At 46.9% G+C, this 13,954-nt stretch carries 11 protein-coding genes; 5 read left to right on the top strand and 6 right to left on the bottom strand.

The genetic code is table 11. From position 1 onward, the window contains the following. Positions 1-2: 2 nt before the first annotated feature. The gene (locus DWX43_RS11755) at positions 3-698 is read right to left on the bottom strand and encodes a response regulator transcription factor (RefSeq protein WP_118620398.1); all 696 of its coding nucleotides are present in this window, start codon (positions 696-698) and stop codon (positions 3-5) included. Further along, positions 695-2,077: a HAMP domain-containing sensor histidine kinase gene (locus DWX43_RS11750; RefSeq protein ID WP_182440674.1), complete on the bottom strand. Its 1,383-nt coding sequence runs from the start codon at positions 2,075-2,077 to the stop codon at positions 695-697. The genes DWX43_RS11755 and DWX43_RS11750 overlap by 4 nt, the downstream gene beginning before the upstream one ends. Positions 2,078-2,368: 291 nt before the next feature. Between DWX43_RS11750 and DWX43_RS11745 the strand changes: the two genes are divergently transcribed. Both DWX43_RS11745 and DWX43_RS11740 read left to right on the top strand, forming a co-directional pair. Continuing rightward, positions 2,369-3,457: an aminopeptidase P family protein gene (locus DWX43_RS11745; RefSeq protein ID WP_109732671.1), complete on the top strand. Its 1,089-nt coding sequence runs from the start codon at positions 2,369-2,371 to the stop codon at positions 3,455-3,457. Positions 3,458-3,838: 381 nt separating this feature from the next. Beyond that, positions 3,839-5,821: a sodium-translocating pyrophosphatase gene (locus tag DWX43_RS11740; protein WP_118620396.1), complete on the top strand. Its 1,983-nt coding sequence runs from the start codon at positions 3,839-3,841 to the stop codon at positions 5,819-5,821. Positions 5,822-5,979: 158 nt separating this feature from the next. Here the strand turns inward: DWX43_RS11740 and DWX43_RS11735 are convergent, their stop codons facing one another. The 4 genes from DWX43_RS11735 to murC all read right to left on the bottom strand — a co-directional run bounded on the left by DWX43_RS11735 (position 5,980) and on the right by murC (position 10,917). Then, complete coding sequence (locus tag DWX43_RS11735) at positions 5,980-7,164, bottom strand: ribose-phosphate pyrophosphokinase (protein ID WP_109732669.1); 1,185 nt, start codon at positions 7,162-7,164, stop codon at positions 5,980-5,982. Next, positions 7,137-8,162, bottom strand: coding sequence for an ATP-binding protein (locus tag DWX43_RS11730; RefSeq protein WP_109732668.1), 1,026 nt, complete (start codon positions 8,160-8,162; stop codon positions 7,137-7,139). The genes DWX43_RS11735 and DWX43_RS11730 overlap by 28 nt, the downstream gene beginning before the upstream one ends. Positions 8,163-8,210: 48 nt before the next feature. Beyond that, complete coding sequence (locus DWX43_RS11725) at positions 8,211-9,392, bottom strand: DnaD domain protein (protein WP_109732667.1); 1,182 nt, start codon at positions 9,390-9,392, stop codon at positions 8,211-8,213. A 148-nt stretch (positions 9,393-9,540) separates the two neighbouring features. Next, positions 9,541-10,917 (bottom strand): UDP-N-acetylmuramate--L-alanine ligase, encoded by a 1,377-nt coding sequence (gene murC / locus DWX43_RS11720; RefSeq protein WP_109732666.1) that lies wholly within the window; start codon positions 10,915-10,917, stop codon positions 9,541-9,543. Between the two features lie 213 nt (positions 10,918-11,130). Between murC and DWX43_RS11715 the strand changes: the two genes are divergently transcribed. The 3 genes from DWX43_RS11715 to spoVG all read left to right on the top strand — a co-directional run bounded on the left by DWX43_RS11715 (position 11,131) and on the right by spoVG (position 13,877). Continuing rightward, a complete protein-coding gene (locus tag DWX43_RS11715) occupies positions 11,131-12,405 on the top strand; it encodes a glucose-1-phosphate adenylyltransferase (protein WP_109732665.1) in 1,275 nt (424 codons plus the stop codon). Next, complete coding sequence (glgD, locus tag DWX43_RS11710; RefSeq protein ID WP_109732664.1) at positions 12,402-13,520, top strand: glucose-1-phosphate adenylyltransferase subunit GlgD; 1,119 nt, start codon at positions 12,402-12,404, stop codon at positions 13,518-13,520. The genes DWX43_RS11715 and glgD overlap by 4 nt, the downstream gene beginning before the upstream one ends. Before the next feature lie 69 nt (positions 13,521-13,589). Next, a complete protein-coding gene (spoVG, locus tag DWX43_RS11705) occupies positions 13,590-13,877 on the top strand; it encodes a septation regulator SpoVG (protein WP_109732663.1) in 288 nt (95 codons plus the stop codon). Positions 13,878-13,954: the final 77 nt, after the last annotated feature.

Below are 13,954 nucleotides of genomic sequence, written 5' to 3'. Positions count from 1 at the left end.
CGTTACCTATTGCAATTCCTATTCTCCCGCTCGAAGCAGTACCCTGTCCCCCGGCCCGATGAGATGGTATAGCCGCTCCCCGAGAGCTTCCTGCGCAGACGGGACACCGCAGTCTTCGCCGCATTCGTGTTTCCCAGCGCGGGCAGCTTCCAGACTGCCTCAAAAAGCTGCTCCGCGGGAACGCCTTCCCCCTCGTGCCGGATCAAATAGAGCAGCACCGCATACTCACGGGGTTGCAATAGAATATCCTCTCCATGGAGAAAAGCTCTTTGAGCCACCGTATCCAAGACCAGCGGGCCGCGGGTCAGCCGGATGTTTCCCTGTGCCGTCTCCCGCCTGTGCAGCAGAGCGACCATCCGCGCCAGCAATTCCTCAACGCGGTAGGGTTTGGTCATGTAATCATCCGCCCCTCCGGTCAGGCCCTGCACCATATCCCCATATCCCCGCCTGCTGGTCAGCATCAGCACCGGCGCAGCAGTGGACTTCTTCAATTCCGGGATAAAATCCAGCCCACTGCCGTCCGGCAGCAGAATATCCAGCACAACGATATCGATGACCGGATGCCCCGCCAATATCTGCCGCGCAGCGTCAAGACTTGGTGCTGTCAGCACCATACAGCCCTCCCGTTCCAACACCAGACGGTTGAGCTCCTGCACGTGCTCGTTGTCTTCCACCATCAGCACTACTTTCCCCTTCATTCTGCCACCTCTTCCTCCAGAGCCGGAATCGTAAAGCACACTTTGGTTCCTTCCCCAACCCTGCTTTCCACTAAGATTTTACCGCCATGGGCGCAGACGATCTGTCCGCAAATATAAAGCCCCAAACCGTTTCCGCCGGCCGCCCGGTTTCTCGGATACCGCTGAAACAGATTGGAAAGGAGCTCGGGCGCAATTCCTTCGCCGGTGTCCTGCACCGCCACTGCGATCCCGTCCTCCTCCGAACGTGCCGACAGAGTGACGATCCCGCTCACGGTGTGCTTCACAGAGTTGGAAACCAGGTTCAGCAGCACTTGCAGCAGCCGCTCCCGGTCACCATATATCGCGGGCAGAGCGGGAGGTGCGTCAATCGTTACCTGATTTCCATGATTGTCCATCAGCGGAAAATGAACGTGGGCCACGGTTTCCATTAGCTCCACCAAATCCATCTCCCGCCGGTTCAGAATAAAGCTGCCGCTCTCGATGGCAGCGGCATCCAGCAGCTGCACCACCAGCCGCTCCATCCTCCCGGCTTCGCTGTCCACCCGTCGCATGTTGTCCCGTACCGCAGCGCGGTCGATCTCGGCATCGTCCATCATACGGCCGGTCAGCTGTGCAAAGCCCGACACCACCGTAATGGGCATCTGGAGCTCGTGGGAAAGGTTGTGAAGGAACTCCTCCTTCATGTCCGCCAGGCTCTGCACACGAATCAAGGCCTCCTCCCTGACCGCCTGCTCTCTGGCATGCCTCAGGCAGATCACCAGAATGACGCAGAATGCGGCGCAGCAGATCCCCAACAGCGTGCGTGTCAGCACATAGCTTACCTGCCGGGCATTCAGCATCCCCGGCGTGGCCACGGCAATCAACAGGTAGAACAGCAGCATCGGCACCCAGGCGATCTTCCAGACCTTCGTGTCGTCCACATCCATCACGGGCTCCAGCTCTTTGCGCAGAAAATGGAAGATCAGGGGGTAGGTTAAGGGATAAAAAAGCAGCGTGGCAAGATTTGCCGTCATCAATCCGCCTCCCAGCCGCTCCATCAGGAACTGGGAAATGCCAATGCTCACGGTCATCAGGTTGTAAGACATCAGGTACACAAAGAAATGCTTGACAAACCGGTCTTTGATGATTATGCAGGAAAGAGGAAAAAAAATCAGGATGGCAATGCTGCAATAGAGGTTCATAGAGTAGTCCGGCGAATAGCCGAATAAGACCAGACTCAGCGCAATTCCGCCCCAGACGGAGGCGACGATGGCCGCCAGCGCCCACAGGGGGATTCTCAGTTTTTTACGAAATGGATAGTAGCGCAGAAACATCGGGCCAACAAATTGCAGCACACACCAGAGCCATTCCTGCCACATTCCTACGCTTCCCTCACTCATACCGTCCCATCCCTCCATTGTGCATTTTCTTTTCCTTCATTATAGACTGCGAGCCGTTCAAAAACAACACACTTTTTTCTTTCCCTTTTATATGGACGCGGTATGACAGCTAAAGATATCATCCCGCTCTTTTGTAGCCCCGAGTTTTTCCAGATCGCGTCCCCATCCTCCCTTAAATTTCATAATATTCCCCCCGAAACCTCATTGACATACCGCACAATTAGCTATACAATTATAACGGTATGTTTATTAAAGTTGCATATAATATGCAAGTAAAAGGAGGAGTTTACAATGGACACAGGTAAGTTAAACAGAATACTGGACGCAATGAAGGAAAAGGATATGCCGCAGATGATTATTGCGGATCCGCTTACTATTTTCTGGCTGACAGGAAAGATGATTGTTCCGGGGGAAAGATTATTGGCACTGTACCTGAATGTGAACGGCAATCATAAGATGATGATCAACGAGCTGTTCCCACAGGAAAAAGATCTTGGGGTTGAGATTGTATGGTACAATGACGTGCAGGATGGTGTTGAGATTCTGTCACAGTTCGTAGAAAAAGATAAACCAATCGGAATCGATAAGATCTGGCCGGCAAGATTCCTGCTCAGATTACAGGAATTGGGAGCTGGAAGCAAGTTCATGAACGGTTCTATGATTGTTGACTACATTAGAATGATCAAGGACGAAAAAGAGCAGGAGTTAATGCGTGAGTCTTCAAGACTGAATGATATCGTAATGGACAAGCTGATTCCGTGGGTAGGAAAAGGACTGACAGAGAGACAGCTGAATGAAAAGGTTCGCGAGATCTACAAAGAAGTTGGATGCGAAGATGTTTCTTTCGACCCGATTACAGCTTATGCAAAGGGCGCAGCTGACCCTCACCATGTAACAGATGATTCAAAAGGAAAACGCGGAGACTGTGTAATCCTTGATATCGGCGGATTTAAGAATGCATATGCATCAGATATGACAAGAACAGTATTCCTTGGCGAAGTATCTGACAGGGCAAAAGAGATCTACGATATCGTAGTAGAAGCTAACATGAGAGGTATCGCAGCTGCTAAGCCTGGCAACAGAATGTGCGATGTTGATGCTGCATGCCGTGACTACATAACAGAAAAAGGTTTTGGACCTTACTTCACTCACAGAACAGGACATTCAATCGGACTGGAAGACCATGAGTTCGGCGATGTTTCTTCTGTAAATGAAGACATCATCAAACCGGGACAGTGTTTCTCTGTAGAGCCGGGAATCTACCTTCCGGACGAAGGAATTGGTGTTCGTATTGAAGACCTTGTAATCATCACAGAAGATGGATGCGAGGTTCTGAATGATTATACAAAAGATCTGATCATCGTTCCTTTCGAGGACTAATCAGGGGAAATACTGACAGGTGCTTTTACGAGAACCTGAGGGTATCCTGAGAATCAGGAAATGACGTTTTGAACAGAAAATAATGCATTGCATGTATTTTTTGAAAAGACGAAAATTATTAAAAAATTGGTTAAAGTGCTACAAAAGTTAATAAAATGATATAGCGGTCAACTGTGAAAATTAGTAAGATTCATAATTTTTTGCAGGATTGGCCGCTTTTTCTTGCAAAAAATGAAATAAACCAGTATCATTAATATTAAGAGAAAGGGCTTGGTCTGCAGACTAAGCTCTTTTACAGCGGCAGCCGGCAGGAAAGGGGGATTCAGTGTGAGGGAGGAACCGGGTGCCAATGGATAGGGATTATAGACTAGGAGGATTGAAATGGAAAAGTTAATGTATCTGGTTCCGGCGGTAGGAATCCTGACTCTTCTTTTTGCCGTTTATCTGGCTGTGAAGGTGGGAAGACAGGATGCCGGAAACGACAAAATGAAAGAGATCGCCGGTGCAATCAGCGAAGGCGCCCGCGCGTTCCTGACAGCGGAGTATAAGATTCTGGTTGTATTTGTAGCTGTCCTGTTTATACTGATTGGTGTCGGGATCGGAAGCTGGGTTACAGCAGTCTGCTTTGTTGCAGGGGCATTGTTCTCTACACTAGCAGGATATTTCGGAATGAATGTGGCGACAAAGGCTAATGTCAGGACCGCTAATGCAGCAAAAGAGAGTGGAATGAATAAAGCACTGTCTATTGCATTTTCCGGAGGCGCTGTTATGGGAATGTGTGTTGCAGGACTCGGTGCACTGGGAGTCAGCATGGTGTACATACTGACAGGCAATGTGGATATTTTATCCGGCTTCAGCCTTGGGGCGTCTTCTATAGCGTTGTTTGCCCGTGTAGGCGGGGGAATCTATACGAAGGCTGCCGATGTGGGAGCCGATCTGGTCGGTAAGGTAGAGGCCGGAATACCTGAGGATGACCCGCGTAACCCGGCGGTTATCGCAGACAATGTAGGGGACAACGTGGGCGATGTTGCAGGTATGGGGGCGGACCTTTTCGAGTCATATGTGGGGTCACTCGTATCAGCCCTGACTCTGGGCGTTGTGTACTATGAAGTTTCCGGAGCGCTCTTCCCGCTTGTGATTGCTGCATGTGGGCTTCTGGCATCCATCATTGCAACTTTCTTCGTCAGGGGAAATGAAAATTCCAGTCCGCACAAGGCGCTGAAGACAGGGAGTTATGTATCGGCTGCGCTTGTAGTGATAGCATCTCTCATATTCAGCAGACTTTTATTTGAAAGCTTCAGCGGGGCTGTTGCTGTAATTGCAGGCCTTGTTGTCGGTGTGTTAATCGGAGTTATTACAGAAGTTTATACTTCTGCAGATTATAAATTTGTAAAAAGAATCGGTGAACAGTCTGAGACCGGGGCGGCAACCACGATCATAAGTGGTATAGCAGTAGGTATGCAGTCCACAGCGGTTCCGCTGCTCCTGATCTGCGTCGGTATCTTTGTCGCTTATCAGGCATGCGGCCTGTATGGAATAGCCCTGGCGGCAGTCGGAATGCTTTCTACGACAGGAATCACGGTTGCGGTTGACGCATATGGCCCGATTGCGGACAATGCCGGAGGTATTGCGGAGATGTCAGGGTTGGATGAGTCTGTTCGTGAGATCACGGATAAACTTGATTCTGTTGGGAATACGACAGCAGCAATGGGAAAAGGATTTGCCATAGGTTCCGCGGCTCTGACTGCGCTTGCACTGTTTGTGTCCTATGCAAATGCTGTAAAGCTGGATACGATTGATATTCTGGATTACCGTGTCATTATTGGAATGTTTATCGGGGGAATGCTGACATTTTTGTTCTCTGCGTTTACAATGGAATCTGTGTCCAAGGCGGCTTATAAGATGATAGAGGAAGTAAGACGTCAGTTCCGGGAAAAACCGGGCATTATGAAGGGGACGGAAAGGCCGGATTACACATCCTGTGTTGGTATCTCCACGACAGCGGCACTGCGGGAGATGCTTCTGCCGGGGGCGATGGCAGTAGCGGCGCCACTGGTTGTAGGGGTTGTCCTCGGACCACAGTCACTCGGCGGAATGCTGGCGGGTGCACTGGTAACGGGTGTCCTCATGGCGATTTTCATGTCCAATTCAGGCGGTGCATGGGATAACGCAAAGAAATACATCGAAGTCGGCCACCACGGCGGAAAAGGAAGCGAGGCCCATAAGGCGGCGGTTGTCGGCGATACAGTCGGAGATCCTTTCAAAGATACGTCAGGACCATCCATCAATATTCTGATCAAACTCATGACAATCGTGTCACTGGTGTTTGCACCGTTGTTCCTTTCTATAGGGGGCCTGCTCTAAAAAAGCATGCCAGCGGCAGTATTTTCTAAGATAAAAAATGAAAAGAGCGGCATCAGGCGAATATTTCACACCTGATGCCGCTCTTAGATTATGTCATGACAGTGCATTCCTGCAAAGATACTAAAGCAGGGTACATGGCACGGTCTGGACAGTAACGTTTATATTTCTTCCCCATTGTGATATTTCTTAAGCACATGCTGTATTCTTTCGTTCGGGTTCAGCAAAGTACTGATCGAACCGTCATGGTTCAGTGTGTCAATAAGGAGCGCGATATACTTGCTCATATCGCAGTTGATATAATAAGGCTTGGACAACAATTCCGGTGTCTGGTAGATCAGGTTTGTTGTCAGGATTCCGGTCAGAAGCCCTTCTTCGTAAGCCCTGTCAAACTTCTCCATACCGTTCGTAAACAGACCAAACGTAGCGGCAGCAAAGATACGGTTTGCCTTTCTGCGTTTTAACTCGGTTGCAACCTCGATGATGCTGTCCCCGGAGGAAATCATATCATCGATAATGATGACGTCTTTTCCTTCGACAGAACTTCCGAGGAATTCATGTGCCACAATAGGATTGCGTCCGTTTACAATCCTTGTATAATCGCGGCGTTTGTAGAACATTCCCATGTCGAGGCCGAGCACGTTGGCGAGGTAAATGGCACGGTTTGTGCCGCCTTCGTCAGGGCTGATGATCATCATGTGTTCACTGTCAATCTGAAGATCCTTCTCTTTACGGAGCAGACCTTTGATGAACTGGTAAGAAGACGGGACAGTCTCGAATCCATTCAGAGGGATGGCATTCTGGACTCTCGGGTCGTGCGCGTCAAATGTAAGGATATTGTCAACGCCCATGCGGACAAGTTCCTGAAGGGCCAGTGCACAGTCGAGGGACTCCCTGCCATTGCGCTTATGCTGGCGGCTTTCGTATAAGAACGGCATGATGACATTGATGCGGCGGCCCTTCCCACCGATTGCTGCGATGATACGCTTTAAGTTCTGGAAATGGTCATCCGGTGACATGTGATTAATATTGCCTGTCAGGGAATATGTGACACTGTAGTTGCAAACATCGACCATGAGATAGAGATCTTTTCCCCGCACTGATTCAGCGATAATACCTTTTGCTTCGCCCGAACCGAATCTCGGCACTTTCGTATCAATGATATAGGTGTCTTTTTCGTATCCGGAAAAGGCAACGTCGTCTTTATGCACAATAGCGCTTTCTTTTCTCCATTTTACAAGATAGTCGTTGACTTTATCGCCAAGCTCTTCGCATCCTGTAACTGGAATCAGGCCTAATGCGCCTACTGGAATATTCTCTAAATTTCTTTCTGTTCGGTGTAACATGAGTGGTCCTCCCTGATTTTTAATTTCTTTTTGATTCTGATATCATCACCAATCAGCTTGAGCATTGTGTAATTACTTGTAATCCTTGAGAAGGAACGCTCCGTATATAAATCGGCCAGCGTGTCTAATGACAGATTGGTTGAAATGATAGTGGATTTGCGGCTTAAGAGCCGTTCATTAATACAGGTAAAAAACTGCGAAGCTACAAACGTATTCGTAAATTCTGTTCCGAGATCGTCTATAATCAGTAAATCACAGTCAAAGATGTATTCATACATATTTTGCGCATCAATATTGTTTTTGTCAAATGTATTTTTAGCTAAAATTGAAAAAAATTTCGATGCGGAGAAGTAGAGGACGGAAAATTCCCGGTCCATTAATTCCTTTGCAATGCAGTTGGAGAGGAATGTCTTGCCTACTCCTACGTCTCCATACAGGAACAGATTCGAGGTTCCCGCCCCGAAATTATCTACGAAATCATGACACACTTTCAGGGCATCCTGCATAGTCTGTCTGGAAGAACGCCCTGTCTTTTTGTCTATATAATTATCAGAATAATAATCCAGTGAAAATGTATTGAAGTTTTCCTGCTCCAGTATCTGGTTCAGATTAGACTGTTCGTAGAGAATACCTATGACAGCCTTTTTAAAACAGTGACACTTTTTATTATCAATATATCCGGTATCTTTACAGTCTTTGCAGTCATAAACCGGATCCAGATAATCATCCGGAAATCCACCTGACCGGAGAAGCTCTTTCTTACTGCTCCTCAAGATGGCGAGTTCTTCCTTTAATGAGTCCACCGCCTTATCATCTCCGTTCAGCAGCTTGCGCCCGTATTGGACGGAAAGTATGGAGATGGAATCATCTAAAGATTTAAATTCCGGCAGCTGTTTATAGACTTCTTCATAATGTCTGGTCAGAATATCATGGTTCTTCAGCTGGCGCTGTTCATAATCACGCATGATAGCCTGGTATTGTGATGGTTTGAGTCCCACAATTATACTCCTTCTAATAGTAACTGCCCAGAATTGTGAACAGCTACTTTAATTACTGTTTAATAGTTGTTCCTCCAGAGAATCCATGTCATAGGAGCGTCTTTCGAAATTGTTCATGTTCTTTGAGACTGGCTTCTGCCTATTCTGGACAGTTGTTCTGGCGGCTTTTTCTTTCTGATAAGCGGCGTCTAAAACGGCAATATCTTTTAGATGGCGTACCTGGCTTTCGTACCATTTACAGAGGATGGTATCGGCATACTCAAAGCTGGGCTGGTGAGTAGCGGCGATTGTGCGGTTGCAGGCTTCCTGGATGATATCAAGGGAGAAACCGAGTTCTTCGGTCCACTTCCTGATAAAAGTAAGCTCTGCAGCAGCCGGCCCCCTGTTCTTGATTCCAAATGCATTCAGCACGGTATAGCTGCTTTTGCTGTAATTGGCAGACTGCCGGCGTGCCTGGTCTATCGTGGTAACACCGCTGTCAGACCAGGAAAGGGCTACCTTCTGAATGTAGTGGATACTTTTATGTCCGTTCTCGACACAGGATTCGATCAGGTATTCGATCAAATCAGCAGACATGCCGAGCGTCTCATAAAAATATGTAATGGCATCCACATCGGTCCGGGACAGTGTCTTGCCTAGATACTGTTCTGCGATAAAGAGCAGGGACTTCAGTTCCTTCTGGGCTTTAAATGAAGTCAGCGGAATCGCCTTTGACTTCTGGACTGCCTTAGGTGCGGAAACTGGTTCCGGCACGGCGACTGTCTCAAAAACAGGGACAGGATCAGATACGGCAGCCGGTTCAAAGGCCATAACTGGTTCCGGGACAGCTGCAAGAGCAGATGCGGCGGAAGCCAGAGGCTTGACCTCTCTTAAGACAGGCTTCTCATTGACAGCCGGAACCTTTGGGGCAGTCACTTTCCTGGATGTAATGGAAGGCGTCTGCTCCAATTCAAGCCCGGTAATTCTTCCTTCACCGTCTTTATCAACAGTTAAAAGTCCTTCAGATTCCCAGTATCTGAAAGCTCTTAATATATCGTTCTCCGTGTTGTTCAGGCAGTCGGCAATCATGGATATCGTGAGATTGGAACACGGATCATCCAGATGCCTCAGCAGAAATAAATATACTTTGACAAACTCACCGTTTGCGTTGATCATGTAATTGTCGATAAAATCGTTTGTAACTAAGGTTGCGTTTGTCTGAAATTTATTTTTCAAAGTCAATGTCTTCATCTTATTTCCCCTACCCTTTGGTTTTCGTACTTAACTCTCTCAATGCGTACAGGTATTATAGCACCTAATTGCGGCAGTAAAAAGCACTTTTTCGTGGGAAAAACAAGGTTTTTTGTAGATAACTATGTGGGGAAAGTGTGGATAAGTTCTATTTTAAAAGATCTTCCCCTATATTTACAACGTCTCCGGCTCCCATAGTTATCAACAAGTCACCTGAAACACAGTTCGCTTTTAGGAAGTTTTCAATCTCCCCGAAGCTTGGAAAGTAGTATGCATCTGTCCCGAGTGCCTTCAATTCTTCTGCCAGATGGCTGGAAGAGATGCCGAGTGTATCTGTTTCCCTGGCTGCATAAATATCCGCGAGGACGACATGGTCTGCATGGGAAAGCGCTTCGGCAAATTCATGAAAGAATGCTTTTGTCCTCGTGTAAGTGTGCGGTTGAAATACACACCAGAGCTTCTTGTGCGGATAGTGGTGCGCCGCCTTTAAGGTGGCGGTGATCTCTGTCGGGTGGTGCGCATAGTCATCCACGATTGTTACACCGTTTAAAGTGCCCTTATATTCAAAGCGGCGGTCCGTTCCTGAGAAGGAGAGCAGCCCCTTAAGAATCGTATCCATAGAAAGCCTGAGCAGTTCGGCAGCGGCGATGGAGGCCAGCGCATTGGAGACATTGTGGTCACCGGTGACGGAGAGGACGATGTGTTCGGACAGGACTCCTTTCCTTACAAGATCGAAGGATACCCTTCCTTTATCATCATAGCCGATATTGGCTGCGCTGTAGTCTGCATCCGGTGAACTTCCATAGGTGATGATATTACAGCCGAGCCCGTCGCAGATTTCCTGATAGTTCTGGATATCCGCGTTGATGATCAGGGTGCCGTCTTCAGGCAGCAGTGATGCAAACTGGTGGAAGGAATGGCGGATATCCTCAAGGTCCTTGAAGAAATCCAGATGGTCTTCCTCTATATTAAGAATGATACTGATTTTAGGGTAAAAATCCAGAAAACTGTTCGTATATTCACAGGCTTCTGTGATAAAAGTCTCGGAGCTGCCTACGCGGATGTTGCCGCCGATTGCCTGAAGGATTCCGCCGACGGAAATAGTCGGGTCCATATCCCCTTCAAGAAGAATATGAGAGATCATAGAAGTTGTTGTAGTCTTTCCGTGGGTGCCGGATACGGCGATGGCATTCTTATAATTCTTCATCAGCTGCCCTAAAAGTTCAGCACGGGTAAGCATCGGTATTTTCTTCGCAACAGCTTCTATCAGCTCGGCATTGTCGCGGTTAATAGCGGCGGTATATACAACGCAGTCGATACCTTCGATGATATTCTCTGCCTTCTGTCCGTAAAAAATCTGGGCGCCCTTCTTCTCAAGCTGCTCAGTTAGTGGTGACTTTCTGGAATCTGATCCAGATACTGTAAAATTCTCCTTCATGAGAATCTCTGCAAGACCACTCATGCTGATGCCGCCAATCCCTATAAAATGGATATGAATCGGCTTATTGAAATCAATTTTATACATAAACGCATTCCTTCCTAAATAAAAATTCTATAAATTAGTCATAAACAATAACTACTTTTTATATTATACTATATATGGGGAAAATTTAAAGATGTTCTTTTTGTGCAGGATTAACAAAAAGGCATTGAGTTCCGCTAAAAAATTGTAAAAATTGTGCGCGGAAGAGAAAAGTGTGCTATAATGGGTACAACTAACTAGAAATGAGGTGACGACATGATTAAGAAGGAAATGATTGCTATGCTGCTGGCAGGTGGACAAGGCAGTCGACTGGGAGTTCTTACTGCAAAAGTGGCCAAGCCGGCCGTAGCATTTGGCGGTAAGTACCGTATTATTGATTTTCCATTGAGTAACTGTATTAATTCAGGCGTAGATACTGTAGGTGTATTGACACAGTACCAGCCTTTAAGGTTGAATACCCATATCGGAATTGGAATTCCGTGGGATCTGGACCGTAATGTCGGAGGGGTGACAATTCTTCCGCCTTACGAGAAGAGTACAAGCAGTGAGTGGTATACAGGTACTGCAAATGCGATTTATCAGAATCTGGATTACATGGAGACATACAATCCTGATTATGTCCTGATCCTTTCAGGGGACCACATTTACAAGATGGATTATGAGGTAATGCTTGATTTCCATAAAGCGAACAAGGCTGACGTTACAATTGCAGCAATGCCGGTTCCGATGGAAGAAGCAAGCCGTTTTGGTATTGTCGTTACAGATGAGGAGAGCCGCATCAGGGAGTTTGAGGAGAAGCCTGAGAAGCCGAGCAGCAATCTGGCGTCTATGGGAATCTACATATTCAGCTGGCCGGTTCTGAAAGATGCACTGATCAGGCTTTCAGAGCAGCCGAACTGTGATTTTGGTAAGCACATCATCCCATACTGCCATGAGAATGACAAGAGGATGTTTGCTTACGAGTATAATGGCTACTGGAAGGATGTCGGAACTCTCAGCTCATATTGGGAAGCGAACATGGAACTGATTGATATTATTCCGGAATTTAATTTATATGAAGAGTTTTGGAAGATATATACCAACAGCGCCAATCTACCACCACAGTATATATCAGAACAGTCTGTAGTTGACAGATGTATCATCAGCAACGGTTCGGAGATCTACGGAGAAGTTCATAATTCTGTGCTTGGAGGCGGTGTGACCGTTGGTAAGGGCAGTGTGATCAAAGATTCGATTCTCATGAGAGACGTAACAGTCGGTGACAATTGTGTGATTGAGAAAGCAATCATCGCTGAAGGAACCGTGATTGGAAATGATGTCGTGATCGGTATTGGAAGTGAAGTCCCGAATAAAGAGAAGCCGGGTGTTTACAGCGGCGGACTTGCGACCATTGGGGAGAATTCAAAAATACCTTCAGGAGTGCAGATTGGGAAGAATACCGCCATTAGTGGTGTTACATCCATAGAAGATTACAGCGATGGAGTGCTTGCAAGTGGTGAGACATTAATAAAGGCAGGTGATCGTATATGAGAGCAGTAGGTATTATCTTAGCAGGCGGAAATAACAGAAAGATGCAGGAACTGACTTCCAGACGTGCAGTGGCAGCGATGCCGGTGGCTGGAAGCTACAGGGCAATTGATTTTGCGCTGAGTAACATGGCAAATTCCCATATACAGAAAGTTGCCGTTCTCACACAGTACAATGCAAGATCTTTGAATGAACATCTGAACTCATCCAAGTGGTGGGATTTCGGAAGAAAACAGGGCGGATTATATGTATTCACTCCGACGATTACGGCGGAGAATGGATACTGGTACCGGGGAACTGCTGATGCAATCTATCAGAACCTGGATTTCCTCAAGAGATGCCACGAGCCATATGTCATCATTACATCGGGGGATGCAGTGTACAAGCTGGATTATAATAAGGTGCTTGAGTACCATATCGCCAAGAAGGCAGACATCACAGTTGTATGCAAGGAACTGGCTCCTGGTGAGGATGCCACTCGCTTTGGCACCGTCCGCATGAATGAATCCGCAAGAATTGAAGAGTTTGAAGAAAAGCCGATGGTGGCTCATTCACAGACGATTTCCACGGGTATTTATGTGATTAGAAGAAGACAGCTTATTGACCTCATCGAGCACTGTGCAGAAGAGGAAAGACATGATTTTGTAACCGATATTCTGATTCGCTATAAGAATCTGAAGAAAATATACGGTTATAAGATAAACAGCTACTGGAGTAACATCTCAACAGTGGACGCATATTACCAGACGAATATGGATTTCCTGAGACCTGAAGTTCGTAATTACTTCTTCAAAGAACTTCCGCCGGTCAACTCCAAGGTGAGTGACCTTCCGCCGGCGAAGTACAATCCGGGGGCGGTTGTTAAGAACAGCCTTGTTGGAAGTGGAAGTATTATTAATGGAACGGTTGAGAATTCCGTTATATTTAAAAAGGTATTTGTAGGTAATAACTGCGTAATCAAGAATTCCATTATCCTGAACGACGTATATCTTGGGGACAATACTTACATCGAGAATTGTGTTGTTGAGAGTCGGGATACGATAAGGGCAAACACGAGACATGTTGGTGAGAATGGTGTGAAAGTGGTAGTTGAGAAAAACGAGCGGTATGCATTATAAAGGTTATACTTATTGAGCCTGATGCTCGATAATGGACCGATGCAGGCGGAGAAAGGAGACTTGAACATTATGCAAATCACAGATGTGCGTGTGCGCAAAGTAGCAAAGGAAGGTAAGTTGAAAGCGGTTGTTTCGATTACGATTGATGATGAATTTGTAGTTCATGACATTAAGGTAATCGAGGGCGAGAAAGGACTGTTTATCGCAATGCCGAGCAAGAAAGCTCTTGACGGTGAATACCGTGACATCGCGCACCCGATCAACTCTGGCACAAGAGAGCGGATCCAGAAGATCATCTTAGAGAAGTATACTGAGGCGGTTGAAGAAGAACCTGAAGTAGTGCTTGGGGAAATGTAAGAAGAATGAATAAACAGGCTGCAGCGGCTCATAGAGTGAACCGCTCCCCGTCAAGTAGACAATTAAAAAAATAAAAT

This window comes from Clostridium sp. AF19-22AC (assembly GCF_003479085.1).
Taxonomy (GTDB): domain Bacteria; phylum Bacillota; class Clostridia; order Lachnospirales; family Lachnospiraceae; genus Faecalicatena_A; species Faecalicatena_A orotica.
Note: the sequence above shows the minus strand (reverse complement) of the source record. Positions and strands in the feature narration are given on the sequence as shown.

What these genes read in the sequence shown, in the direction of transcription:
- spoVG (WP_109732663.1), top strand. Translation starts at nt 13,590, where the DNA reads ATGCAAATCACAGATGTGCGTGTGCGCAAAGTAGCAAAGGAAGGTAAG.
- DWX43_RS11725 (WP_109732667.1), bottom strand. Translation starts at nt 9,392, where the DNA reads ATGAAGACATTGACTTTGAAAAATAAATTTCAGACAAACGCAACCTTA.
- DWX43_RS11715 (WP_109732665.1), top strand. Translation starts at nt 11,131, where the DNA reads ATGATTAAGAAGGAAATGATTGCTATGCTGCTGGCAGGTGGACAAGGC.
- DWX43_RS11740 (WP_118620396.1), top strand. Translation starts at nt 3,839, where the DNA reads ATGGAAAAGTTAATGTATCTGGTTCCGGCGGTAGGAATCCTGACTCTT.
- DWX43_RS11745 (WP_109732671.1), top strand. Translation starts at nt 2,369, where the DNA reads ATGGACACAGGTAAGTTAAACAGAATACTGGACGCAATGAAGGAAAAG.
- DWX43_RS11735 (WP_109732669.1), bottom strand. Translation starts at nt 7,164, where the DNA reads ATGTTACACCGAACAGAAAGAAATTTAGAGAATATTCCAGTAGGCGCA.
- DWX43_RS11755 (WP_118620398.1), bottom strand. Translation starts at nt 698, where the DNA reads ATGAAGGGGAAAGTAGTGCTGATGGTGGAAGACAACGAGCACGTGCAG.
- murC (WP_109732666.1), bottom strand. Translation starts at nt 10,917, where the DNA reads ATGTATAAAATTGATTTCAATAAGCCGATTCATATCCATTTTATAGGG.
- DWX43_RS11750 (WP_182440674.1), bottom strand. Translation starts at nt 2,077, where the DNA reads ATGAGTGAGGGAAGCGTAGGAATGTGGCAGGAATGGCTCTGGTGTGTG.
- glgD (WP_109732664.1), top strand. Translation starts at nt 12,402, where the DNA reads ATGAGAGCAGTAGGTATTATCTTAGCAGGCGGAAATAACAGAAAGATG.